Origin of the sequence: Pseudomonas sp. (assembly GCF_035277045.1) — a bacterium.
Classification (GTDB): Bacteria; Pseudomonadota; Gammaproteobacteria; order Pseudomonadales; family Pseudomonadaceae; genus Aquipseudomonas.
In genome coordinates, this window is sequence record NZ_DATELE010000106.1 from 1 (window position 1) to 21,911 (window position 21,911).

The 21,911-nt window shown below is 65.8% G+C and carries 19 protein-coding genes and 1 pseudogene; 12 read left to right on the forward strand and 8 right to left on the reverse strand.

Annotated elements, in window-relative coordinates; all coding sequences use genetic code 11:
* The 11 genes and pseudogenes from VJS90_RS04280 to VJS90_RS04330 form a co-directional block, all read left to right on the forward strand.
* Window positions 1–428, forward strand: a pseudogene (locus VJS90_RS04280) (alginate biosynthesis protein AlgK); the annotation flags it as partial.
* Entirely contained in the window at window positions 425–1,903 is a 1,479-nt protein-coding gene (locus VJS90_RS04285) for an alginate export family protein (protein WP_324119403.1), read from the forward strand. The pseudogene VJS90_RS04280 and the gene VJS90_RS04285, both read left to right, overlap by 4 nt.
* Window positions 1,904–1,933: 30 nt before the next feature.
* Window positions 1,934–3,496: a mannuronan 5-epimerase AlgG gene (gene algG, locus VJS90_RS04290; protein WP_324119404.1), complete on the forward strand. Its 1,563-nt coding sequence runs from the start codon at window positions 1,934–1,936 to the stop codon at window positions 3,494–3,496.
* A 13-nt stretch (window positions 3,497–3,509) separates the two neighbouring features.
* On the forward strand, window positions 3,510–4,952 hold the full coding sequence (locus tag VJS90_RS04295; protein WP_324119405.1) for an alginate O-acetyltransferase: 1,443 nt from the start codon (window positions 3,510–3,512) through the stop codon (window positions 4,950–4,952).
* Window positions 4,953–4,959: 7 nt separating this feature from the next.
* On the forward strand, window positions 4,960–6,060 hold the full coding sequence (locus VJS90_RS04300; RefSeq protein WP_324119406.1) for a mannuronate-specific alginate lyase: 1,101 nt from the start codon (window positions 4,960–4,962) through the stop codon (window positions 6,058–6,060).
* Window positions 6,061–6,270: 210 nt separating this feature from the next.
* On the forward strand, window positions 6,271–7,728 hold the full coding sequence (locus tag VJS90_RS04305; protein WP_324119407.1) for an MBOAT family protein: 1,458 nt from the start codon (window positions 6,271–6,273) through the stop codon (window positions 7,726–7,728).
* 10 nt (window positions 7,729–7,738) lie between these two features.
* On the forward strand, window positions 7,739–8,896 hold the full coding sequence (locus tag VJS90_RS04310; protein ID WP_324119408.1) for an alginate O-acetyltransferase: 1,158 nt from the start codon (window positions 7,739–7,741) through the stop codon (window positions 8,894–8,896).
* A gap of 14 nt (window positions 8,897–8,910) precedes the next feature.
* Window positions 8,911–9,558, forward strand: a complete 648-nt coding sequence (locus VJS90_RS04315; RefSeq protein ID WP_324119409.1) for an alginate O-acetyltransferase AlgF — start codon at window positions 8,911–8,913, stop codon at window positions 9,556–9,558.
* 34 nt (window positions 9,559–9,592) lie between these two features.
* Window positions 9,593–11,047 (forward strand): mannose-1-phosphate guanylyltransferase/mannose-6-phosphate isomerase, encoded by a 1,455-nt coding sequence (locus VJS90_RS04320; RefSeq protein WP_324119410.1) that lies wholly within the window; start codon window positions 9,593–9,595, stop codon window positions 11,045–11,047.
* Window positions 11,048–11,167: 120 nt separating this feature from the next.
* Entirely contained in the window at window positions 11,168–11,632 is a 465-nt protein-coding gene (locus VJS90_RS04325; protein WP_324119411.1) for a multidrug transporter, read from the forward strand.
* Window positions 11,633–11,739: 107 nt separating this feature from the next.
* Window positions 11,740–12,564 carry an SDR family oxidoreductase gene (locus VJS90_RS04330; protein ID WP_324119412.1) on the forward strand — a complete coding sequence of 275 codons (825 nt, stop codon included), beginning with the start codon at window positions 11,740–11,742 and terminating at the stop codon, window positions 12,562–12,564.
* A 52-nt stretch (window positions 12,565–12,616) separates the two neighbouring features.
* Here the strand turns inward: VJS90_RS04330 and VJS90_RS04335 are convergent, their stop codons facing one another.
* The 4 genes from VJS90_RS04335 to VJS90_RS04350 all read right to left on the reverse strand — a co-directional run bounded on the left by VJS90_RS04335 (window position 12,617) and on the right by VJS90_RS04350 (window position 17,695).
* On the reverse strand, window positions 12,617–14,050 hold the full coding sequence (locus tag VJS90_RS04335; RefSeq protein WP_324119413.1) for an efflux transporter outer membrane subunit: 1,434 nt from the start codon (window positions 14,048–14,050) through the stop codon (window positions 12,617–12,619).
* Window positions 14,047–15,108: an HlyD family secretion protein gene (locus VJS90_RS04340; RefSeq protein ID WP_324119414.1), complete on the reverse strand. Its 1,062-nt coding sequence runs from the start codon at window positions 15,106–15,108 to the stop codon at window positions 14,047–14,049. The genes VJS90_RS04335 and VJS90_RS04340 overlap by 4 nt, the downstream gene beginning before the upstream one ends.
* 29 nt (window positions 15,109–15,137) lie before the next feature.
* Window positions 15,138–16,679 (reverse strand): MFS transporter, encoded by a 1,542-nt coding sequence (locus VJS90_RS04345; protein ID WP_324119415.1) that lies wholly within the window; start codon window positions 16,677–16,679, stop codon window positions 15,138–15,140.
* Window positions 16,680–16,786: 107 nt separating this feature from the next.
* On the reverse strand, window positions 16,787–17,695 hold the full coding sequence (locus tag VJS90_RS04350; protein ID WP_324119416.1) for a LysR family transcriptional regulator: 909 nt from the start codon (window positions 17,693–17,695) through the stop codon (window positions 16,787–16,789).
* Between the two features lie 153 nt (window positions 17,696–17,848).
* On the opposite strand from VJS90_RS04350, the gene VJS90_RS04355 reads away from it, so the two are divergent.
* Complete coding sequence (locus VJS90_RS04355) at window positions 17,849–18,301, forward strand: universal stress protein (protein WP_324119418.1); 453 nt, start codon at window positions 17,849–17,851, stop codon at window positions 18,299–18,301.
* A 41-nt stretch (window positions 18,302–18,342) separates the two neighbouring features.
* Here the strand turns inward: VJS90_RS04355 and VJS90_RS04360 are convergent, their stop codons facing one another.
* From VJS90_RS04360 to VJS90_RS04375, 4 genes are all read right to left on the reverse strand, one after another.
* Window positions 18,343–19,206 (reverse strand): HlyD family secretion protein, encoded by an 864-nt coding sequence (locus VJS90_RS04360; RefSeq protein WP_324119420.1) that lies wholly within the window; start codon window positions 19,204–19,206, stop codon window positions 18,343–18,345.
* Between the two features lie 11 nt (window positions 19,207–19,217).
* Window positions 19,218–19,418, reverse strand: a complete 201-nt coding sequence (locus VJS90_RS04365) for a DUF1656 domain-containing protein (protein ID WP_324119422.1) — start codon at window positions 19,416–19,418, stop codon at window positions 19,218–19,220.
* Complete coding sequence (locus VJS90_RS04370; RefSeq protein WP_324119424.1) at window positions 19,408–21,594, reverse strand: FUSC family protein; 2,187 nt, start codon at window positions 21,592–21,594, stop codon at window positions 19,408–19,410. Before VJS90_RS04370 ends, VJS90_RS04365 begins: the two co-directional genes overlap by 11 nt.
* Window positions 21,591–21,911: TolC family protein (locus VJS90_RS04375; RefSeq protein WP_324119426.1), on the reverse strand; the 321-nt coding region annotated here is incomplete at its 5' end. The genes VJS90_RS04375 and VJS90_RS04370, both read right to left, overlap by 4 nt.

Genomic DNA, 21,911 nt, shown 5'->3' on the forward strand with positions numbered 1-21,911 from the left:
AGCACCTGCTCGCCGCCGCCAACGCCGGCGAGGTCAGCGCCCATTACTACCTCGGCCAGTTGTACCGCCGTGGCTACCTGGGCAGCGTCGAGCCGCAGAAGGCCGTCGACCACCTGCTCAGCGCCGCCCGCGGTGGCCAGCTCAGCGCCGACTACGCCCTCGCCCAGCTCTACAGCGAAGGCCATGGCATCCGCCAGAATCCCGGCAATGCCTGGGTCTTCGCCCAATTGGCGCAGGCCACCCCATCGCCGCAGTCGGCCGAGCTGCTGCAACAACTTGACCAGCAACTCACGCCTGACCAGCGCAGCCAGGCCCAGCGCCTGCTCGCCCAGGAGAAACAGGCGCGCGGCGCCATGGTCCCGGGCGGCAATGCCCTGGCCCTCGAAGCGCTGCAAGAAGAAGACGACGACGGTGAGGACGCCCTATGACGCTCAATCCATTCATGAAGGCCGGTATCGGCCTGAGCTTCGCCCTGCTGTGGTCGTGCCCGACCCTGGCCGACATGACCGCCGAGAAGAACTTCGGCCTGGACGTGAAGATCACCGGCCAGTCCGAGGACGACCGCGACCTGGGCACCCGCTCCGGCGGTGATGTCGCGGGCCTCGGCCTGGACCTGCGCCCCTGGGTGTATGGCGAGCGCGGCAACTGGAGCGCCTTCGCCATGGGCCAGGCCGTCGCCGCCACCGACATCATCGAGACCGACACCCTGCGCCAGTCCGACGACGGCAGTGAAGTGCAGACCGGTGACGACAGCCGCGAGCCGGACAAGAGCTACCTGGCCCTGCGCGAGTTCTGGGTCGGCTACAGCGGCCTGACCGCCTACCCCGGCGAAGAACTGCGCCTGGGCCGCCAGCGCCTGCGCAACGACGACGGCATGTGGCGCGACACCAACATCGAAGCGCTCAACTGGACCTTCGACACCACCTTGCTGCGCGCCAACCTGGGCGTGGCCGAGCGCTTCAGCGAGTACCGCACCGACCTCACCGAGCTGGCCCCGGAAGACAAGGACCGCCTGCACGTCTACGGCGATATCGCCACGCAATGGACACCGGGCCACTGGGTAGGCCTGCGGGCTCATCACACCCATGACGACGGCAAGTTCAAGAGCGTCGGCGAGACCGTCGACAGTCTCGACAAGACCCGTACCGGCGACCTCACCTGGCTGGGCATCGAGGCCAACAGCGACGCCTACAACTGGCGCAACCAGAATGCCGTCAACTACTGGGGCAGCCTGACCTGGCTGACCGGCGACCGCGACAGCCTCAACAGCACCACCGAGGGCAACGAGCAGGTCGCCAGCGGCAAGCAGAGCGGCGACGTCAACGCCTGGGCCACCGACCTCGGCATCCGCCTGCGCCTGGACCCCAACTGGCAGGTCGGCGCGGCCTATGCCCGCGGCAGCGGCGGCGGTGGCGACGACGGCTCGGGCAACTACGAGCAGACCGGCCTTGAGAGCAACCGCTCCAACTTCACCGGCACCCGCTCGCGCGTGCACCGCTTCGGCGAGGCCTTCCGCGGCGAGCTGGGCAACCTGCAGGCCGCCACGCTGTTCACCTCCTGGCAGCTGCGCGACGACTACGACGCAAGCCTGGTCTACCACAAGTTCTGGCGGGTCGATGGCGACCAGAACATCGGCAGCAGCGGTATCAATGCCGTGGTCGATGACGGCGGGGTCAACCGCCCGCTGGTGCGTGGCGAGAAAGACCTTGGCCAGGAAATGGACCTGGTCGTGACCAAGTACTTCAAGCAGGGCCTGCTGCCGGCCGCGCTGAGCCAGTCGATCGACGAACCGTCGGCGCTGGTGCGCTTCCGTGGCGGGGTGTTCAAGCCGGGCGACGCCTACGGCAAGGAAGCGGACTCGTACATGCACCGCGCCTTTGTCGATGTGATCTGGCGCTTCTGATGCTGGCAATGACTTGAAGAGTGCAATGACATGAACCTTCACCCCAATCTGCGCCATGGCCTGCTGGCCACTGCCCTGCTGCTCGCCAGCAGTGGCATGGCCCTGGCCGAACCGGCCAAGACCGTCGCCAAGGAACTGCAGCAGGCCAAGACCTACACCGTCAGCAGCGCGCCGATCGAGCCGCTGCTGCTCGACCCGCCCAAGCTGCCCGACCTGACCGGCTACACCGCCGAGGCCGTGCAAAAGAAGATCGACCGCCGCCACAAGGGCAAGGTCAGCGTGCGCCGCATGCTCCAGGAAGAGTCGCTCAAGGAATTCATCGGTGGCGACAACAAGGCCGCCGAGTGGGTCCAGCGCCAGCACGGCATCCCCCAGGCGATCTTCGTCGATGACGGTCATGTCGACATGGCGCAGCTGAGCAGGCAGGTGCCCAAGCAGTACCTCAACGAAGTCGAGCCTGGCGTGTTCCTGGCGCGCCTGCCGATCGTGGTCGGCCAGAAAGGCGTGCTGGAAATCGACGGCAAGGTGAAGGAGCTGCGCCTGTCCGAGGAAGGCGGCGCGTTCATGGTCAACGACGGCAAGCTGTTCGTCACCGACACCAAGGTCACCGGCTGGCGCGAAAAGGCCAACGGTCCCGCGACCTTCCGCTCGCCCACCGCCTTCCGCCCGTTCCTGCTGTCGTGGGGCGGCACCGAGACATACATCGTCAATACCAAGATGGCCAGCTTCGGCTACGCCAAGAGCAAGTCCTACGGCGTGAGCATCTCGCAGTACACCCCGAACATGGCCAAGCGCATGGGCCGTCCCGAGCCGACCGGCTGGATCCTGGGCTCCGAGTTCAGCGACATGTGGTACGGCTTCTACTGCTACGAGACCAGCGACTTCGTGGTCAAGGACAGCACCTACCGCGACAACATCGTCTACGGCATCGACCCGCACGACCGTTCGCACCGTCTGGTCATCACAGGCAATACCGTTTTCGGCACCAAGAAAAAGCACGGGATCATCATCTCGCGCGAGGTCAACGACAGCTGGATCTTCAACAACAAGAGCTTCGACAACAAGCTCTCGGGCGTGGTGATCGACCGTAACAGCGTCAACAACCTGATCGCCTACAACGAGATCTACCGCAACCACACCGACGGCATCACCGTGTACGAAAGCGGTGACAACCTGATCTGGGGCAACAAGGTGATCAGCAACCGCCGCCACGGGATCCGCATTCGCAACAGCGTGAACATCCGCCTGTACGAGAACCTTGCCATGGCCAACGGCCTGGTCGGCGTGTATGGGCACATCAAGGACTTGTCCGACACCGACCGCGACATCGACCTCGACCCGTTCGACACCAAGGTGTCGCTGCTGGTGGTCGGCGGTGAGCTGGCGGCCAATGGCAGCGGCCCGCTGTCGATCGACTCGCCGCTCTCGGTGGAGCTGTATCGCGTGTCCATGCTGGCCCCGCGCAAGGCCAACGGCATCAGCCTGAACGGGGTGCTGGGCGAGCGCCAGGACGAGATTCTCGACCTGCTGGTCCGCCAGCAGAAAGCCGTGCTGATCGACCCGGTCGAACGCCAGACCGAAATGCAGGATTGAGGAAGCCCAGACCATGACCCCACACCTGATCAAACTGCTTGGCCTGAGCGCCGCCCTTCTGGCGATCAGCCAGGGCGTGCGCGCCGCCGACGTGCAGGCGCCAAGCTTCACCGCCGAGCCGTGCTGCCAGCTATGCCCCGAAGCCCACGACGCCAGCCGCTACACCACTCGTTACCAGCAGAACTTCACCACGCTGGTGCAGGCCCAGGGCGACTGGCTGTTCCGGACCCGCGAAGACCTGCGCACCGAGTTCAACACCACAGCGGCCGGCTACAAGCGCCTGCAGCAGATCCACGATGCCTTCAAGGCCCGTGGCATCGAGCTGGTGGTGGTCTACCAGCCGACCCGTGGCCTGGTGAACCGCAACATGCTCAAGCCAGAGGACAAGGCCGCCTTCGACTACCAGAAGGCGCTGCGCAACTACCAGGCCATGCTCGGGCGCTTCAGCAAGATGGGCTACAACGTGCCCGACCTCTCGCCGCTGACCAACGAGCAGCTGGCGGCCGCCGACCAGGGCAAGGACTTCTACTTCCGCGGTGACCAGCACTGGACGCCGTACGGCGCCGAGCGCGCGGCGAAGATCGTCGCCGACACCGTGCACAAGATGCCGGCCTTCGCCGACATTCCCAAGCGCGAGTTCGAAAGCCACAAGTCGGGCCGCATGGGCAAGACCGGTACCCTGCACAACGTCGCGGGCCAGCTGTGCAACACCAGCTACGCGGTGCAGTACATGGACCAGTTCAGCACCGAGCCCAAGGGCGAGAGCGGTGGCGACGACCTGTTCGGCGACTCGGGCAACCCGCAGATCACCCTGGTCGGCACCAGCCACAGCGGCAAGAACTACAACTTCTCGGGTTTCCTGCAGCAGTACATCGGGGCCGACGTGCTCAACGTCGCCTTCCCCGGTGGCGGTCTCGAAGGCGCGATGATCCAGTACCTGGGCAGCGAGGAATTCAAGAACAACCCGCCGAAGATCCTGGTGTGGGAATTCTCGCCGCTGTACCGCCTGGACCAGGAAACCATCTGGCGGCAGATGCTCGGCCTGCTCGACAACGGCTGCGAGGACCGCCCCGCGCAGATGAGCGCCAGCACCGCGCTCAAGCCGGGCAAGAACGAACTGATGGTCAATGGCAAGGGCGGCGTGATCAAGGACCTGGTCAACCGCAACCTGCAGATGGACATCCGCTTCGAGGACACCTCGGTCAAGACCCTGCAAGCCACCCTCTGGTACCTCAACGGGCGCCACGAGGACATCAAGATCGACAAGCCGGAAACCTCCGACACCGACGGGCGCTTTGTCTTCCAGCTGCGCGAGGACGAAGACTGGGCGGGCCAGACCCTGCTCGCGGTCGAGGTCCAGGGCCCAGAAAGCGGTACCCAGAAGGTCGATGCCAAGCTCTGCAAACGCAACAACTTCGCCAGCAGCGCGCAACACACCGCGCGCGCCGGCCAGTGAGGCGAACATGAAGACACTTAGCAGGATCCGTCCAGCATTGCTCACCCTGGCCCTGTTCGGCAGCGCCGCCCAGGCAGCCCTGGTGCCGCCGCAGGGTTACTACGCCGGGATCGAGAAGATCAAGACCGGGGAAAACACCTTCAAGTGCGAGGCGGTGCCCACGCCTTATACCCGCTCGCTGCAGTTCCGCAGCAAGTACGAAGGCTCGGACAAGGCCCGCGCGACGTTGAACACAGTGTCGGAAAAAGCCTTCCGCGACTCCACCGCCGACATCACCACGCTCGAGCGCGGCGTGGCCAAGATGGTCGGCCAGTACATGCGCGACGGCCGACCCGAGCAGCTCGACTGCACCCTGGCGTGGCTGGGCAGCTGGGCGCGTGCCGATGCGCTGATGTCGACCGATTACAACCACACCGGCAAGTCGATGCGCAAATGGGCCTTGGGCAGCATGAGCTCGTCATGGCTGCGGCTGAAGTTCTCCAATGCCCACCCGCTGGCCGCGCACCAGGCCGAGGCCGAGGCCATCGAGCGCTGGTTCGCGCGCCTGGCCGAGCAGACCGTTCGCGACTGGAGCGACCTGCCGCTGGAGAAGATCAACAACCACAGCTACTGGGCGGCCTGGTCGGTGATGGCCACCGCCGTGGTCACCGACCGCCGCGACCTGTTCGACTGGGCGGTGAAGGAATACAAGGTCGGCGCCAACCAGGTCGACGAGCAAGGCTTCCTGCCCAACGAGCTCAAGCGCAAGAAACGCGCCCTGGCCTATCACAACTACGCGCTGCCGCCGCTGGCAATGATCGCAAGCTTTGCCCAGGCCAACGGCGTTGACCTGCGTGGCGAGAACAACAACGCGTTGCGGCGCCTGGGCGAGAAGGTGCTGATCGGCTCGCGCGATTCAAGCGCGTTCAAGGCCAAGAGTGGTGAGCAGCAGAACATGCATGACCTGAAGATCCACAGCAAGTACGTGTGGCTGGAGCCGTGGTGCAGCTTGTACTCGTGCAACAACGACACCGTGGAGCGCAAGCACCACATGCAGCCGTTCAACAGTTTCCGGCTGGGTGGCGACATGACCCGGGTCTACGACCCGCAGGCTGAAGACAAGAAATAACGCTGTACCTGTACCTGGATTCGACGCGGTACCTGTGGGAGCTGGCTTGCCAGCGAATGCGTCGGACCTGACACCGTGGTGTCCCGTTCGCTGGCAAGCCAGCTCCCACACACCGCGTCCAGCTTCAAGGTTTTGAGTTCCCCCGGATTACAGCGGGGGGTTTGGGGGGCTGCTGCCCCGGATATGCACAACAAAATTAGGAGAACCGGGATGGTCTTTTCGTCGAACGTGTTCCTGTTCCTGTTCTTGCCGATATTCCTCGGCCTGTACTACCTGAGCGGGCAACGCTACCGCAACCTGCTGTTGCTGCTCGCCAGCTACATCTTCTACGCCTGGTGGCGGATAGACTTCCTGGCGCTGTTCGCCGGGGTCACCCTGTGGAACTACTGGATCGGCCTGAAGGTGGGCGCCGCCGGCATCCGCACCAAGCCGGCCCAGCGCTGGCTGCTGCTCGGCGTGGCGGTCGACCTGTGCATCCTGGGCTACTTCAAGTACGCCAACTTCGGCGTCGACAGCATCAACGCGATCATGACCTCGATGGGCCTGGAGCCCTTCATCCTGACCCACGTGCTGCTGCCGATCGGTATCTCGTTCTACGTGTTCGAGTCGATCAGCTACATCATCGACGTGTACCGCGGCGACACCCCGGCCACCCGCAACCTGATCGACTTCGCGGCGTTCGTGGCGATCTTCCCGCACCTGATCGCCGGCCCCGTGCTGCGCTTCAAGGACCTGGCCGACCAGTTCAACCACCGCACCCACACGCTGGACAAGTTCTCCGAAGGCTGCACGCGCTTCATGCAGGGCTTCATCAAGAAAGTGTTCATCGCCGACACCCTGGCGGTGGTCGCCGACCACTGCTTCGCCCTGCAGAACCCGACCACCGGCGATGCCTGGCTGGGCGCGCTGGCCTATACCGCGCAGCTGTACTTCGACTTCTCCGGCTACAGCGACATGGCCATCGGCCTCGGCCTGATGATGGGCTTCCGCTTCATGGAGAACTTCAAGCAGCCGTACATCAGCCAGTCGATCACCGAGTTCTGGCGCCGCTGGCACATCAGCCTGTCGACCTGGCTGCGCGACTACCTGTACATCACCCTGGGCGGCAACCGCAAAGGCACCTTCAACACCTACCGCAACCTGTTCCTGACCATGTTGCTGGGCGGTCTGTGGCATGGCGCCAACTTCACCTACATCATCTGGGGCGCCTGGCACGGCATGTGGCTGGCGATCGAACGGGCCCTGGGCCTGGACACCAACCCGCAGCGCTTCAACCCGGTCAAGTGGGCTTTCACCTTCCTGCTGGTGGTTGTCGGCTGGGTGATCTTCCGCGCCGAAAACCTGCATGTGGCCGCACGGATGTACGGCGCCATGTTCAGCTTCGGCGAGTGGGAACTGTCGGAACTCAACCGCGCCAACCTCACCGGCCTGCAGGTCGCGACCCTGGGTGTGGCCTACGCCACCCTCGCCTTCTTCGGCCTGCGCGACTTCTACCGCAACGCCAAGCCAACGCCGAAGGCAACCCCGGTGGTGGTGCACGCCGACGGCAGCCTGGGCATGGACTGGTCCCGCGTGATGACCCGCGCCCTGGTGCTGGTGCTGTTCGCCGCTTCGATCCTCAAGCTATCGGCGCAGAGCTATTCGCCGTTCCTGTACTTCCAGTTCTGAGGCAGATGACATGACCCGGACATTCCGCATCTTCTACTCACTGCTGTTCCTGGCGCTGCTGCTGGCCCTGGGGCTGTGGTCGCTCGGCGGCCTGGGCAGCTTCCAGCGCACGCCGCAGATGAGCGTGCTCGACGGCAAGCTGGCCAAGGCCGCCGAGACCCACTACGACGCGCAGTTCCCGATCAAGCGCCTGGGTACCAACCTGTGGGCGGCGCTGGACTTCAAGCTGTTCAATGAAGGCCGCCCCGGGGTGGTGCTGGGCCGCGATGAGTGGCTGTTCTCGGACGAGGAGTTCAAGCCCACGGCAGGCGCCGACCAGCAGATGGCAGACAACCTCGCCCTGGTCCGCGGCGTGCGCGACACCTTGCAACGCAACGGCGTGCAACTGGTGCTGGCGATCGTTCCGGCCAAGGCACGGCTTTACGCCGAGCATATCGGCGCAGAGGCACCCGCCAGCCTGCACAACGACCTGTACAACCGCTTCCACGCCGACGCCCGCCAGGCTGGCGTGTTCGCCCCGGACCTGCTGGCGCCGATGCAGGCGGCCAAAGCCCACGGCCAGGTGTTCCTGCGCACCGACACCCACTGGACGCCGATGGGCGCCGAAGTCGCGGCCCAGACCCTGGCCCAGGCGGTCACCCGCCAGCGTCTGCTCAGCGGCGAGCCCCAGGCCTTTGTCACCGAGACCGGCAAGAGCGCGCCGTACAAGGGCGACCTGACCAACTTCCTGCCGCTCGACCCGCTGTTCAGCAACCTGCTGCCCGACCCGGACACCCTGCAGCAACGCAGCACCCGCCCGGCCGATGGCCCGGGTGACGGCGGCGACGCGTTGTTCGCCGACGCCCAGATCCCGGTGGCGCTGGTGGGCACCAGCTACAGCGCCAACCCGCACTGGAACTTCCTCGGCGCCCTGCAGCAGGCGCTGGGCAGCGACGTGGCCAACTACGCCGAAGACGGCCATGGCCCCCTGCTGCCGATGCTCAAGTACCTGCAAAGCGATGCTTTCAAGACCAACGCCCCGCAGGTCGTGGTCTGGGAGTTTCCTGAACGCTATCTGCCAATGAAAAACGACCTCAGCGCATTCGATCCGCAGTGGATCGCGCAGCTGAAAAACTCCCGTAAATCCGAAGAAAACCTGGCTCTGTCGTCCAATCGGACGGACCACTGAAGAGGAAAACGCACATGACCACCAAGACTTCCATCGCCAAAGCCCTGACCCTCGCCGCTGGCCTCAGCGTGCTCTCGCTGCAGGCGTTCGCTGGCGCCGATGCCGCGCTGTATGGCCCGAGCGCGCCGAAAGGTTCGTCCTTCGTGCGCCTGTACAACGCCACCAGCACGCCAGTGGCAGCCAACGTGGGCAACACCTCGATCAGCCAGGTGGGCGCACAGGGCAGCAGCGATTTCAGCTTCATGCCACAGGGTGACTACAGCGCCAAGGTCGGCAGCCAGACCGTGCCGGTCAAGCTTGCCGCCGACAAGTACTACACCCTGGTCAACAACGGCAGCGGCAATCCGCAACTGATCGAGGAACCACCGTTCAAGAACAAGCAGAAGGCCCTGGTGCGGGTGCAGAACCTCACCGACGCGCCGCTGACCCTGAAAACCGCCGACGGCAAGACCGAAGTGGTCAAGCCGGTGGCCGCCAAGGGCCGTGGCGAGCGTGAGATCAATCCGGTCAAGGTCAACATGGCGTTGTACCAAGGAGACAAGAAAGTGAGCGACCTCAAGCCGGTCGCTCTGGAGCGAGGCGAAGCTGCCGTGCTGTACGTCACGGGTTCCGGCAGCAGCCTCTCGCCGGTCTGGGTAACCCGCCCAGTGTCCACCAACTGATCCTCTGCCCTTATCGAACCTTTGGAGAAACAACATGATCCCGGTAATTCTTTCTGGTGGTAGCGGTTCCCGTCTGTGGCCTCTGTCGCGCAAGCAGTTCCCCAAGCAGTTCCTGGCCCTGACCGGCGAGCACACGCTGTTCCAGCAAACCCTGGAGCGCCTGGTGTTCGAAGGCATGGACACGCCTATCGTGGTCTGCAACAAGGACCACAAGTTCATCGTCAACGAGCAGCTGAGCAGCCTCAAGCTGGAGACCCAGAGCATCCTGATGGAACCCTTCGGGCGCAACACCGCGCCAGCGGTGGCCCTGACCGCGATGAAGCTGGTCAATGAAGGCCGCGACGAGCTGATGCTGGTGCTGCCCGCCGACCACGTGATCGACGACCAGAAAGCCCTGCAACGCGCGCTGGCCCTGGCCACCGTGGCGGCCGAGCGCGGCGAGATGGTGCTGTTCGGCGTGCCGGCGACCAAGCCCGAGACCGGCTATGGCTATATCCGCTCCAGCCAGGATGCCCTGCTGCCGGAAGGCGTGGCCCGGGTTGCCCAGTTCGTCGAGAAGCCCGACGAGAAGCGTGCCGCGGAGTTTGTCCGCGCCGGCGGCTACTTCTGGAACAGCGGCATGTTCCTGTTCCGTGCCAGCCGCTTCCTCGAAGAGCTGAAAAAGCATGATCCGGACATCTACGACACCTGCCTGCTGACCCTGGAGCGCAGCGCCGAGGTCGACGACAGCGTGGCCATCGACGAAGCCACCTTCGCCTGCTGCCCCGACAACTCCATCGACTACGCGGTGATGGAAAAGACCCAGCGCGCTTGCGTGGTGCCGCTGTCGGCGGGCTGGAGCGATGTCGGCTGCTGGTCGTCGCTGTGGGACGTGCACGAGAAGGACGACAACGGCAACGTCACCAAGGGTGACGTGGTGGTGCAGGACAGCCACAACTGCATGATCCACGGCAATGGCAAGCTGGTGTCGGTGATCGGCCTTGAGAACATTGTCGTGGTCGAGACCAAGGACGCGATGATGATTGCCCACAAGGACAAGGTCCAGGGCGTCAAGCAGATGGTCAACACCCTCAACGAGCAAGGCCGCAGCGAAACCCAGAACCACTGCGAAGTGTACCGCCCGTGGGGCTCGTACGACTCGGTGGACATGGGCGGGCGCTTCCAGGTCAAGCACATCACCGTCAAGCCTGGCGCCAGCCTGTCGCTGCAGATGCACCACCACCGTGCCGAGCACTGGATCGTGGTGTCCGGCACCGCCGAGGTAACCTGTGACGAGAACGTGTTTCTGCTGACCGAGAACCAGTCGACCTATATCCCGATCGCCTCGATCCACCGTCTGCGCAATCCGGGCAAGATCTCGCTGGAGATCATCGAAGTGCAGTCCGGCAGCTACCTGGGCGAGGATGATATCGAGCGGTTCGAGGATGTGTATGGCCGCAGTTCCACGCCGATCGAGCGTGGGGTTTCGGTGAAGACCATCGCGCAGTAACCGCGTCGCCCCCATCGCGGGCTTGTCCCGCGATGGGCCGCGCAGCGGCCCCTGCTTTTTTGAGCCCAACCCCATTTCCCGCTACGATGACCTGACCCCGCGCCAACAAGGTCTGTCTTCATGCTCATCGGTGCCCTGCTCATCCTCACCTGGCTGGTGCTGCTTCTGCGCTACCCGGCCAAGGCCCTGCCCATTTCCCTGTCAGCCGTGCTCGGCCTTGGCCTGGTCGCGCTGTGGGTGGTCTGGCAGGACAACCGCGAAGCCACGCAGCTGGCACGCCTGGACCTGCGCCTGGTCTACGCCCCCGACCAGTGCCCCGCCGACCGCGCCCTGCAAGTGCGCATGAAGAACGGCAACAACGTCCCGCTACAATCCTTGCGCTGGCGGGTGGCGGCCTATGCGCCGGGGGACACCGTCAACCTCGCTGAAAATACCTACAGCGCGCCCCGTTACCGCGGCCCTGGCGAACTGCAGCCAGACGCCGATTGGAGCGACTGCCTCCCGCTGCCGCCGCTACGCTCGGGCTACCGTCCGCAGACACTGGAATTTCGCGCCGAGCACCTGCAAGGCAGCTTCGCAAACTGACGACGACGCGCCCAACGGCCTGTCATGGGCAGGACCGGCCTTGCGCCAGGCGGTGAGTCCGCCCGTCGTCTACTCTCCGCCGATTGACCTATGAAGGATCCCCTCGCATGCCCACCGTTCTGATCACTGGTTGTTCCAGCGGCATCGGCCGCGCCCTGGCCGATGCGTTCCGAGATGCAGGCCATGAAGTCTGGGCAACGGCGCGCAAGCCTGCCGATGTCGACATCCTGGCCGCCGCGGGCTTCAGCGCCCGGCAGCTGGATGTGAATGACGCCTCTGCGCTGCAGGCACTGGCCGAGGAACTGCAAGACCGTCTCGGCGGGCTGGATATGCTCATCAACAACGCCGGCTACGGCGCCATGGGACCTTTGCTGGACGGTGGCGTCGACGCCATGCGCCAGCAGTTCGAGACCAATGTGTTCGCCCTGGTCGGCGTGACCCGCGCGCTGTTCCCGTTGCTGCGGCGCTCGCAAGGCCTGGTGGTGAACATCGGCAGTGTCTCGGGCGTGCTGGTGACACCGTTCGCCGGTGCGTATTGCGCCTCGAAGGCGGCGGTGCATGCGTTGAGTGATGCCCTGCGGCTGGAGCTGGCGCCGTTTTCTATCAGCGTGATGGAAGTGCAGCCCGGCGCGATCGCCTCGCAGTTTGCGAGCAACGCCCAGCGCCAGGCGGATGAAGTGCTGGCGGCGGATTCGCCGTGGTGGCCGCTGCGCGAGCAGGTACGCGCCCGGGCACGGGCGTCACAGGACCGGCCGACGCCGGCGGCGGTGTTTGCGCAAGGGGTGTTGGCGGCGACGCGCAAGACCCCGGTGCCCGGGTTGGTGCGCATCGGCAACGGCAGCACCGCGTTGCCGCTGCTGGCACGACTGCTGCCGCAGCGGTTGCTGGACACGGTGTTGAAGAAGCGGTTCGGGTTGTTGCGGCCGTTGTAAACGAATCGGTTTTTTCTGTCGCCTTGGTGACTGGGGCCGCACCGCCGATCCATCAGGCATCAAACGCCTGCCACCCTCCACCGAGGGCCTTGTACAACCCTACCAGCGCCTGCGACACGGCCGCCGAGCTGTCGATCCACTGCTCTTCGCTGGCCAGCAGCGCGCCTTGCACGCTGAGTACGTTGAGGAAATCCACCGCGCCTTCCACGTACTGGCGCTGGGCAGTCTCCAGGGCGATGCGGTTCTGCCGCACGGCTTCGGCCAGGCGGTCGCGGCGCAGCTGGCTGGCGTTGTACAAGCGCAGCACATCATCGATTTCGTGCCAGGCATGCAGCACCACCTGCTGGTAATGCAGGGCAGCTTCCTGCTGCTGGGCTTCACGCAACTGCAGAACCCCTTTCAGACGCCCGCCCTCGAAGATCGGCAGGCTCAGCTGCGGGCCGATGCCGAACCGGCGCGAGTCCCAGCCGCCGAAATCACTGAGCTGCAATGCCTGGAAACCGACGTTGCCGGACAGCCGGATGCTTGGGTAGAAATCGGCTTTGGCCACGCCGATGCTGGCGGTGCTGGCGTGCAGTTGCGCCTCGGCCTGGCGAATGTCCGGGCGGCGCTCGGCGAGCTCCGACGGCACGCCGATGGCGAAGCGTTGCTGCGGCGCGGGCAGCTCGCCCGGTTGCAGCAACTCGGCCTGAAGGCTGCGTGGCGGTTCGGCGGCGAGCAGGCTGAGGGCGTTGATCAGATCAGCCTGGCGCGCGTCGAGGGTCGGCAGGCGCGCTTCGATCGAAGCGACCTGGGCACTGGCCTGGGCCACGTCCAGGCGGGTGGCGACGCCTTCGGCCTGGCGCTGTTGCGACAGTTTCAAGCCGTGCTTCGCCACCTCCAGGTTGTCGTGGGTCACCTGCAAGGTGCGTTGCACCGCGCGCAGCTGGATATAGTCACCGGCGGTTTCGGAGAGCAGCGCCAGCAGCACGCCACGCCGATCGTTCTCGGCAACCTGCACCGAGGCGTCGGCGGCCTCGACCTGGCGCCGCACGCGGCCCCAGAGGTCGAGTTCCCAGCTGGCGGTGAGGTCACCCTGCCACAGGTTGAAGGCCGACTTGCCGCTGTTGCCCGACGGATCGCTCAGCCCTTCAGCGCTGTTGCGGGCGCGGTTGTAACCCGCGTCCAGGCCCACCGAGGGTGTTTCGTCGGCGGAGATGCTGCTGCGCAGGGCGCGGCTTTGCAGCAGGCGCGCGCTGGCGATCCGCAGGTCGAGGTTGCGGGCGGCGACGCGGTCGATCAGGGCGCTGAGCCTGGCGTCGTGGAAGTTCTCCCACCAGCGCATTTCCAGTGGCTCGGCGGCGGGCTGGCTGGGAGCGGCCTGCCCTTGCAGCGCGGCCCAGTCAGCCGGTGCCTGGCTGTCGGGGCGCTGGAAATCCGGGCCCAGGGTGCAACCGGCCAGGCCCAGGGCAAACAGCAAGGGGCTCAGGCGTAATGCGGCTTTCATCGCGCGCTCACCTCTTTGCCAGCCAGCGTGTCGCCATGGGTATCGATGGTCGCTTCCACCGACATGCCGACGCGCAGGCGGTCAAGCAGTGGCTGGCCGGCGTCGAAGACGATCTTCACCGGGATGCGCTGCACCACCTTGGTGAAGTTGCCGGTGGCGTTGTCAGGCTTGACCGCGGCGAAGGTCACGCCGGTGGCGGGGGCGATGCTTTCGACATGGCCGCGCAGGATTTCACCCGAGAAGGTATCGACGCTGATGTTCACCGGCTGGCCCGGCTGCACATGGGTCAGCTGGGTTTCCTGGAAATTGCCGACCACATAGGCCTGGTTCAGCGGCACCACCGACAGCAGACGCGCGCCCGGGTTGACGTAGGCACCGACGCGCAGCGCACGCTCGCCGACCATGCCATCGACCGGGGCGACGATGCGCGTGTAGGACAGGTCCAGATTGGCCCGCTCGACGCCCGCTTCGGCACGTTTGAGCTGGCCATCGGCGCTGGCCACCTGGGCGTTGAGGATATCGACCTGCTTGCGTGCCGCCAGCAACGCCGCCTGGGCGTTGGCCAGGCGCGCCTTGGCCTGGTCAACGCGGCTGCGCGCCTGCTGGGCGTTCTGCACGGTGCCGGCGCCCTGTTCGGCGAGGCGGCTGTAGCGAGCGGTTTCCTGGTTGGCGAAGGCCATCTCGGCCTGGGCGGCGCTGACCGCGGCCTGAGCCTGGGCGATCATCGAGCCTTGGCGGTCGAGGGTGGCGCGGGCGTCGTCGCTCTGCGCCTTGGCCACCAGCAGCTGCGCCTGGGCGGCATCAAGGGCGGCCTGGTAGTCGCGCTCGTCGATCAGCGCCAGCAACTGGCGGGCCTTGACCTGCTGGTTGTCCTGCACCAGTACGTCCTTGATGAAGCCTGCGACCTTGGGCGCGACCACGGTGTAGTCGGCGATCACATAGGCGTCGTTGGTGCGCTGCTCGTGGTCGCTGCCCAGCAGCCAAGGGCCGAACAGGCCGGCCAGCACGGCCACGGCGAGCACCGAGCCGATCAGGAGGGTTTTACGGTTGTTGGTCATTTCTCAGCAGTCTCGGATTCATCCAGGGCTCAGGCCACCGCGCGCGGTGGATAGACCCGGGTAGGCACGAAGGGAATCAGGCAGATCAGGGCCACGGCGATCATCGCCATGACCAGGTAAAGGTCGGCCGAGGTCAGCACCACGGCTTGTTCATGGATACGGTGCGCCAGGCCCGGCGCGCGGTCATCGACCAGCGGCGCGTTGCCCAGGCTGTCCACCAGGTGGTTGGAATGGAAATGCCGGCGCAAGGTACCCAGCCCGTCCAGCAGCCCCGCCGCGATCACCGCCGCCAGGCCCTTGACCGTGTTGAACCAGGACGAGGCGAACGGCCCGTCCTGCGGGCTCATGCCATTGGTGGACAACATCAGCAGCGGCAGCACGGCCATCGGCTGGCCGAACACCTGGAGCAGGTACAGGGTGTAGAAGTCGTCACGTATCCAGGCCGAGGTGATCTGGCTGCTGCCCAGGCAGCTCAAGGCCAGCATGCCAAGACCCGTGGCCAGCACCCAGCGGCAGTCCACCACGCGCAGGTTGCACAACGCCGCCACCAGCGGCAGCGCCAGCAGTTGCGGCATGGCGACCAGCATCATCAGCGGGCTGGTCTGCGCAGGGCGGTAACCCTGGATCTGCGCGAGGTACGCCGAAGGAATGCTGCTGATCCCGGACAGCACGATCAGCACGCCGGCCAGTGTCACCAGGGCAAAACTCAGGTTGCGCCGGCCCAGCATGCGCAGCTGGAAGAACGGCAGCGGCTCGGACCATTCGTTATAGAGGAACAACACCAGCAGCAACGCGCCGCCGCCGAGCAGCCAGCAGATCAGTGGCGAGTCGAACCAGCCCCAGCGGTCGCCCAGGCTCAGGCCGATCACCAGCGAGCTGATCGCCGGCAGGCCGAGCAGCACGCCGCGCCAGTCGAACTGCGTGAAGCGCTCCAGGCGCAGCGGGTCCTGGGGCAGGCCCCAGCCGACACAGAACAGGGCCAGCATGGACGGGATGACGATCTGCCAGAACGCCCACTGCCAGCCGACATATTCGGTCCACAGCCCGGCCAGCGGGGTGCCCAGGTTGGGACCGAAGGTGGCGGTCAGGGCATAGCAGGCCAGCCCGTAGACCTTGATGCCTGGAGGCAGAAAGCGCAGCGCGACGCTCATCAGCATCGGCGGCATGGCACCAGAGGCCAGGCCCTGCAATACGCGCAGCAGCATCAGGCTGTGCAGGTCCGGTGCGTAGGGCTGGATCACCCCGAGCACGGCGAAGGCGCCGATCGCGCAGAGGGTGTAGCGGCGCAGCGAGAAGGTGGTCGCCAGCCAGGGCGAGAACGCCATCGCCGACACCGAGGCGGCGGAATACACCGCGAGCAGCCAGGCGCCCTCGTCGGCACCGATGCCCATGGCGCCGCGGATATCGGCCAGCGAGACCTTGGTGACGGTCTCGTTGAGGCCCGCGCAAAGCACCGCCAGCAACACGCCGAACAGCCCGATCACCACGCGCAGGCCAAAAGCCGCCTGCACGGGCGGGCTGGCCACGGGGGCTGCAGCGAGCGCAGCGGTGGGCGCGGTCAGCGAACTCATGGGTTGAAATCTCCGGCAACAAATTTACCGGGGGAAGTCTAAGAACCTTGAATGCTGATTAAAACTGACATATTGGCAGCTTACTGTTGCGTTAAACGCAATCCAGTCTAGGGATCGATGCTGCAGCAGGCCTTCAGCGTCTGCCGCAGCCAGCGGTGCGCCGGGTCGTTGTGATAGCGCGGGTGCCAGGCCTGCATCACCGTCACCCGCTCCATCGGCAGCGGGATCTGGAACGAACGCAGCGGCAGGCCAAGCTTGGCCACGCTGTTGAGAATATTGGCAGGCATCGGCAGCAGCAGGTCGGAGTCGGGCAGCGAGAACATCGCCGAGTGAAAGCTTGGGGTAATCAGCGCGACCCGCCGCTGGACCTTGTAGTTGGCCAGCTCGACATCGATCGGTCCATCGGCGCGTCCGCGCCGGGACACGCTGATCTGCGGGTAGGCGGCGAAACGCTGCGGTGTGATCTCATCGTCGAAGATCGGATGGTCGCGCCGGGCCAGGCCGACGTAGACGGTGGTGAACAGGCTCTGCACTTTTATTTCCGGGCCCAGGTCGATGGTCGAGCTGATGAGCAGGTCGGTGCGGCCATCGCGCAGCACGGCGTCGTCGTCATCGCCACCGCTTTCGGGGACGAAGCGCAGCACCGTGCGCGGCGCCTGCTCGTGCATCATGCGCAGCAGCTGCGCGCCGTAGAGCGCGATGAACAGGTCGTTGGTGCGAATGTTGAACGCTCGGTCGAGCTCGCCAAGGTCCACCTCGGGGCCATTGCGAAACACCTGCCCGGCCTGCTCGACCAGTGCCCGCACCTGCTCGCGCAGGGCCAGCGCCCGTGGCGTTGGCACCAGCCCGCGTCCCGCGCGCACCAGGATCGGGTCGCCCATGGCATCGCGGATCCGCCCCAAGGTGCGGCTCATGGCCGCCGGGCTAAGGTTCATGCGCTGCGCGGCGCCCACCACGCTGCCCTCGTCGAGCAAGGCATCGAGGGCGACCAGAAGGTTCATGTCCGGGAGCTGCATTGCCGGGTTTTCCATGTGCGGGAGGTGATCGGCGAATCTTACCAGCTTGCCCAGTTTGCGCCCGGCACAACTACAGAGTGCATGGCAGGCCATTTATCGGTGGGCTGCGCATGCACAAGAATGCCGGATTGACCCTGAGCCCACGGAGACCGCATGCCCAGCCACGTCCTGATCGCCATCGACGCCTCCCCTGCCAGCAGCGGCCTGCTCGACCTTGCCCGGCGTTACTGCCAGCCCGGCCAGCACCACCTGCATGTGCTGTTGGCCATCGATTCGACCTTTGCCGTGCACGACCACCTTGCGCCGATCCGCCAGGACGAGGAAGAAGAGTATCCCGCCGCCTGCGAGGAGCAGCGGCTGGGCGACGCCGCCATGCTCAAGGCCGTGACGGCCCTGCGCGAGAGCGGGTTCACCTGCGAAGGCAAACTGGTCGCCGCCGACCCGGTGGATGCCATCGTCAGCCAGGCCGAGGCCCTGGGCTGCGAGCTGATCGTCATGGGGCACCGGCACCTGTCGCGGCTGGGGCGGTTGCTGGATCCGTCGATCAGTGTGAAGGTCATTGATCGCGTGCAGTGCGCGGTTTTGGTGGGGCCGTGCCATAGGTAAACCTGTGGATGCGGGCTGGCACTGGTTGTGAGTCAGGCCGGTCAGCGGGACACAGGCGGCGTGACCACCACCGTACACGTCATCCCCGCCGCCAGCAGGTACCCTTCCGGCACCTGGTCGATATGAATTCGCACGGGCACGCGCTGGGCCAACCGCACCCAGTTGAAGGTCGGGTTGACGTCGGCGATGAGCTCGCGGCTTTGCGGGTTGTCGCGGTCGTAGATGCCGCGGGCGATGCTCTCGACATGGCCTTGCAGGCGCTCGCCACTCATCATCTGCAAGTCGGCGGGATCGCCGACATTCACATGGGGCAGCTTGGTCTCTTCGAAAAACCCGTAGACCCAGAATGAATGCTCGTCGACCACGGCCATCTTCGCTTCACCGGTGCGGGCGTAATCGCCTTTGTGCACGTTGAGGTTGGTCACGTAGCCATCGACGGTGGCAAGAATGCGGGTGCGCGCCAGGTCGAGCTCGGCCGCGGCGAGCTGGGCCTGGGCTTGCTGGTAGTCGGCGAGCGAGGCGCTGGCGATGTTGCTGGCGTCTTCGCGGCTTTCCCGCGAGATGACCAGGTTGTCCATGTCGGCGCGGCGGCTGGCGTTGACCTTGCGCATCTCCCAAGTGGACTTGCGCGAGGCGACCAGCGCCTGGGCCTGGCGCACGGCGATCTGGTAATGCTCGGGGTCGATCTGGATCAGCAGGTCGCCCTTCTTTACCCGCTGGTTGTCATGCACCGGCACATCGACCACATAGCCCGGCACGTCGGCGGCCACATTGATGATGTCGGCGCGCACCCGGCCGTCGCGGGTCCAGGGGGTGGTCATGTAGTGCAGCCACAACTGCCGGCCGATCACCACGGCGGCGGCCAGCACGAGCAAGGTGGCGATCAGGCTGAAAAACTTTTTCATCGACGTGGGACTCACCGGTAGACAGACAGCGCCATGGCGCCAAAGAGGCAGACGAACAGGCTCAGGCGCAACAGCGCCGGGTGCCAGAAGAAGCGGTAGCCGTCGTGGCTGGCGATAAAGCGATCCAGCCCCCAGGCAAGCCCTGCGGCGAGCAGGAACAGCAGGGTCATGGTCGGCATGTACACGCCATGGAAGGCGATTTCACGGGGCATGGGGCAGTCCTTGCGCCGGGGCCAGGGCGGCCAGCGGCGACTGTGGGTCGAGCAGCGAGGTGCGGATGAAGTGCAGGTAGCTCTGCACCCGGCGCAGGGCCGAGGTGTCGAAGTGCCGCGCAAAAGGCTCGTCCGTGGCCTGCACGCGGCTGATGGCGTGGTCCACCGCCACCAGCGCGCGTTCGTGGTTGCTGACGCTGGGCTGCAGGAACAGCCGCGCCAGGGCCCGGCCCATCACGCGGATCGCCTGGCGCCAGGGCTGCGACTCGGCGTAGCACGGGTGCACCGGCAGCTGCGCCTGCTCCTTGCGCAGCTCGATGATCGCGTGGCCGACCTCCAGCACCACGAACATCCAGCGCAGCAGGCTGCTCTGCACGTGCGGCTGGCCGGCAGCGAGGCCATAGGCCTGGTGCAGCAGGTCGCGGGTGCGGCTTTCAAAGGCCGAACCCAGCCCGCGCAGCCGTCCGCTGATGGCGAACAGCACCTGTTCGCGCAGGTTGCGCTCCAGCCGGCTCCATAGCCAGCGGCTGTTGGGCGGCAAAATGATCGCCCCTGCGGCGGCGCAGACCAGCATGCCCAGGACCATGCCGATGTAATCATTGATGAAGCTGTAGGGGTCGTAGACCGTCAGGTTGTTCGGCACTGAGCCAATGGCGAAAAACACCAGCAGCCCCACGCCATAGCCGGCATAGGCCGGACGCGAGGAGAGGAACGCGCCAAGCACGAACACCGGCGCCAGCACCATGCACAGCAGCGGGAAACCGTCGATCCAGGGGAAGACGAAAAAGGTCTCGAAGAAGCCGATGAAGGCGCCGAGCAGGGTCCCGCAGGCCATCTGGAACGACATGCGCCTGGGGTTGGGCGAGGCCGCCGACAGGCCGACGGTGACCGTGGCGATCAAGGTCATCATCGCCCCGCTCGGCCAGTCGCTGATGATCCAGTAGCTGCCCAGCAGCAACAGTACCGCCGCCGAGCGCACCCCCGCCGCCAGCGACACCAGCCAGCTGGTCTGCGCCACGTAGGGCTCGTCCCACTGCTCGCGAGCGTGCCTGTGCGCCGACAGCGAGGCATGGGTCTGGGCGTAGCTGTGCAGGTCGTCGACAAAGCGGTAGAGCAGTTCGTAGGCGGTGTGGAAGTCCAGCAGGTCCGATTCTCTCGGTGCGGTCTCGACAAACGCGGCACGCAGGCCCCGGACCTGCGCCGGCAGGCCGTCCTTGTAGGCGGCCAGCTCAAGCGTCAGGCGCAGGGCGTCGCGCTCGGTGAGGGCGCGGCCCACATAGGGTTCGAGGAGTTCATCGAGGGTCTTGAGACCCGGCTCGATGGCGCTGACGATCTGCAGCGGGCCGCGCACGCGCAAGCGTTCGAGCAGCTGGTGCAGCGCGTTGAAGCGGGTGGTAATGGCCATGAACTCGCTGTTCATGCGCACCAGCCGCCCGTTGCGCCGGCGCATGTGCGGGTCTTCGAAGGCGGTGACGTTGCGCAGGCTTTCAATGCCCACCGCCTCGGCGATGAAACGCACGTTGCTGCTCTCGAAGCGGTCGCGCTGGCTGTCGCCGCGCAGGGCCTCGACGACGAAGCCGGCGAACACCCCGAAGCGCTGGTACAGCGCATTGCGCATCGCGGCGCTGGCCGACTGGGGCAGGATCGCGGCACTGACCAGGGTCGACACCAGAATCCCAAGGGAGATCTCCAGCCCGCGCCACACCGCCGCCATGAAGGCCTCCTGCGGATGCTCCAGCACCGGCAGGCCGATCATCGCCGCCGTGTAGCCCGCCAGCACAAAACCATAGGCGCGGAAGGTGCGGTAGCGCATGGCCCCGGCCGAGCACAGGCCGACCCACAGCGCCAGGCTGGGCAGGAACAGCTCGGTGTTCTGCGGAAACAGCGCGATCAGCGCGACCATCATCGAAGAGCCCGCCAAGGTGCCGAGCACCCGGTAGAAGCTCTTGGCGAACACCTGCCCGCTCTGCGGCTGCATGACGATGAACACGGTGATCATCGCCGTGCGCGGCTGCGGCAGCTCCAGGCGCATGGCCAGCCACAGGGTGATGAACGCGGCCGCCAGCACCTTGAAGATGTACACCCAGGTGACCCCATCGGTACGCGCCCAGGCGAAAAAGCCGCGGCGCCACTCAAGGCGGGCCAGCCAGCGCCCGGTCAGGCCCAGCGCGGTCATGGCCGGGGCCCTGGCGTGTCGAAGATCGCCAGCGTGGCCGGGGTTTCAGGCGCGAGCTGCTGGTCATCGCTGGGCACATCGCTGCCCGCCCGCAGCCCGCCGCCAAGGGCCGTGACCAGCTCGGCATGGGCACTCAGGCGCGCGGCCTGGACCTGCTGCCGGACCTGCTGCTGGCGAAACAGCAGGGTCTGCGCGTTGAGCACGTTGAGGTAGTCGGTGAGCCCGCGCTGATAGGCGACGGTGGCAATGTCGTAGGTCTTCTGCGCGGCGGCCACCGATGCCTCGGCAAAGTGCGCCTGTTCCTTCATCGACTCACG

What these genes read in the sequence shown, in the direction of transcription:
- VJS90_RS04315 (WP_324119409.1), top strand. Translation starts at nt 8,911, where the DNA reads ATGACCACCAAGACTTCCATCGCCAAAGCCCTGACCCTCGCCGCTGGC.
- VJS90_RS04325 (WP_324119411.1), top strand. Translation starts at nt 11,168, where the DNA reads ATGCTCATCGGTGCCCTGCTCATCCTCACCTGGCTGGTGCTGCTTCTG.
- VJS90_RS04300 (WP_324119406.1), top strand. Translation starts at nt 4,960, where the DNA reads ATGAAGACACTTAGCAGGATCCGTCCAGCATTGCTCACCCTGGCCCTG.
- VJS90_RS04330 (WP_324119412.1), top strand. Translation starts at nt 11,740, where the DNA reads ATGCCCACCGTTCTGATCACTGGTTGTTCCAGCGGCATCGGCCGCGCC.
- VJS90_RS04295 (WP_324119405.1), top strand. Translation starts at nt 3,510, where the DNA reads ATGACCCCACACCTGATCAAACTGCTTGGCCTGAGCGCCGCCCTTCTG.
- VJS90_RS04355 (WP_324119418.1), top strand. Translation starts at nt 17,849, where the DNA reads ATGCCCAGCCACGTCCTGATCGCCATCGACGCCTCCCCTGCCAGCAGC.
- VJS90_RS04365 (WP_324119422.1), bottom strand. Translation starts at nt 19,418, where the DNA reads ATGCCCCGTGAAATCGCCTTCCATGGCGTGTACATGCCGACCATGACC.
- VJS90_RS04370 (WP_324119424.1), bottom strand. Translation starts at nt 21,594, where the DNA reads ATGACCGCGCTGGGCCTGACCGGGCGCTGGCTGGCCCGCCTTGAGTGG.
- VJS90_RS04305 (WP_324119407.1), top strand. Translation starts at nt 6,271, where the DNA reads ATGGTCTTTTCGTCGAACGTGTTCCTGTTCCTGTTCTTGCCGATATTC.
- VJS90_RS04360 (WP_324119420.1), bottom strand. Translation starts at nt 19,206, where the DNA reads ATGAAAAAGTTTTTCAGCCTGATCGCCACCTTGCTCGTGCTGGCCGCC.
- VJS90_RS04310 (WP_324119408.1), top strand. Translation starts at nt 7,739, where the DNA reads ATGACCCGGACATTCCGCATCTTCTACTCACTGCTGTTCCTGGCGCTG.
- VJS90_RS04350 (WP_324119416.1), bottom strand. Translation starts at nt 17,695, where the DNA reads ATGCAGCTCCCGGACATGAACCTTCTGGTCGCCCTCGATGCCTTGCTC.
- VJS90_RS04335 (WP_324119413.1), bottom strand. Translation starts at nt 14,050, where the DNA reads ATGAAAGCCGCATTACGCCTGAGCCCCTTGCTGTTTGCCCTGGGCCTG.
- algG (WP_324119404.1), top strand. Translation starts at nt 1,934, where the DNA reads ATGAACCTTCACCCCAATCTGCGCCATGGCCTGCTGGCCACTGCCCTG.
- VJS90_RS04340 (WP_324119414.1), bottom strand. Translation starts at nt 15,108, where the DNA reads ATGACCAACAACCGTAAAACCCTCCTGATCGGCTCGGTGCTCGCCGTG.
- VJS90_RS04320 (WP_324119410.1), top strand. Translation starts at nt 9,593, where the DNA reads ATGATCCCGGTAATTCTTTCTGGTGGTAGCGGTTCCCGTCTGTGGCCT.
- VJS90_RS04345 (WP_324119415.1), bottom strand. Translation starts at nt 16,679, where the DNA reads ATGAGTTCGCTGACCGCGCCCACCGCTGCGCTCGCTGCAGCCCCCGTG.
- VJS90_RS04285 (WP_324119403.1), top strand. Translation starts at nt 425, where the DNA reads ATGACGCTCAATCCATTCATGAAGGCCGGTATCGGCCTGAGCTTCGCC.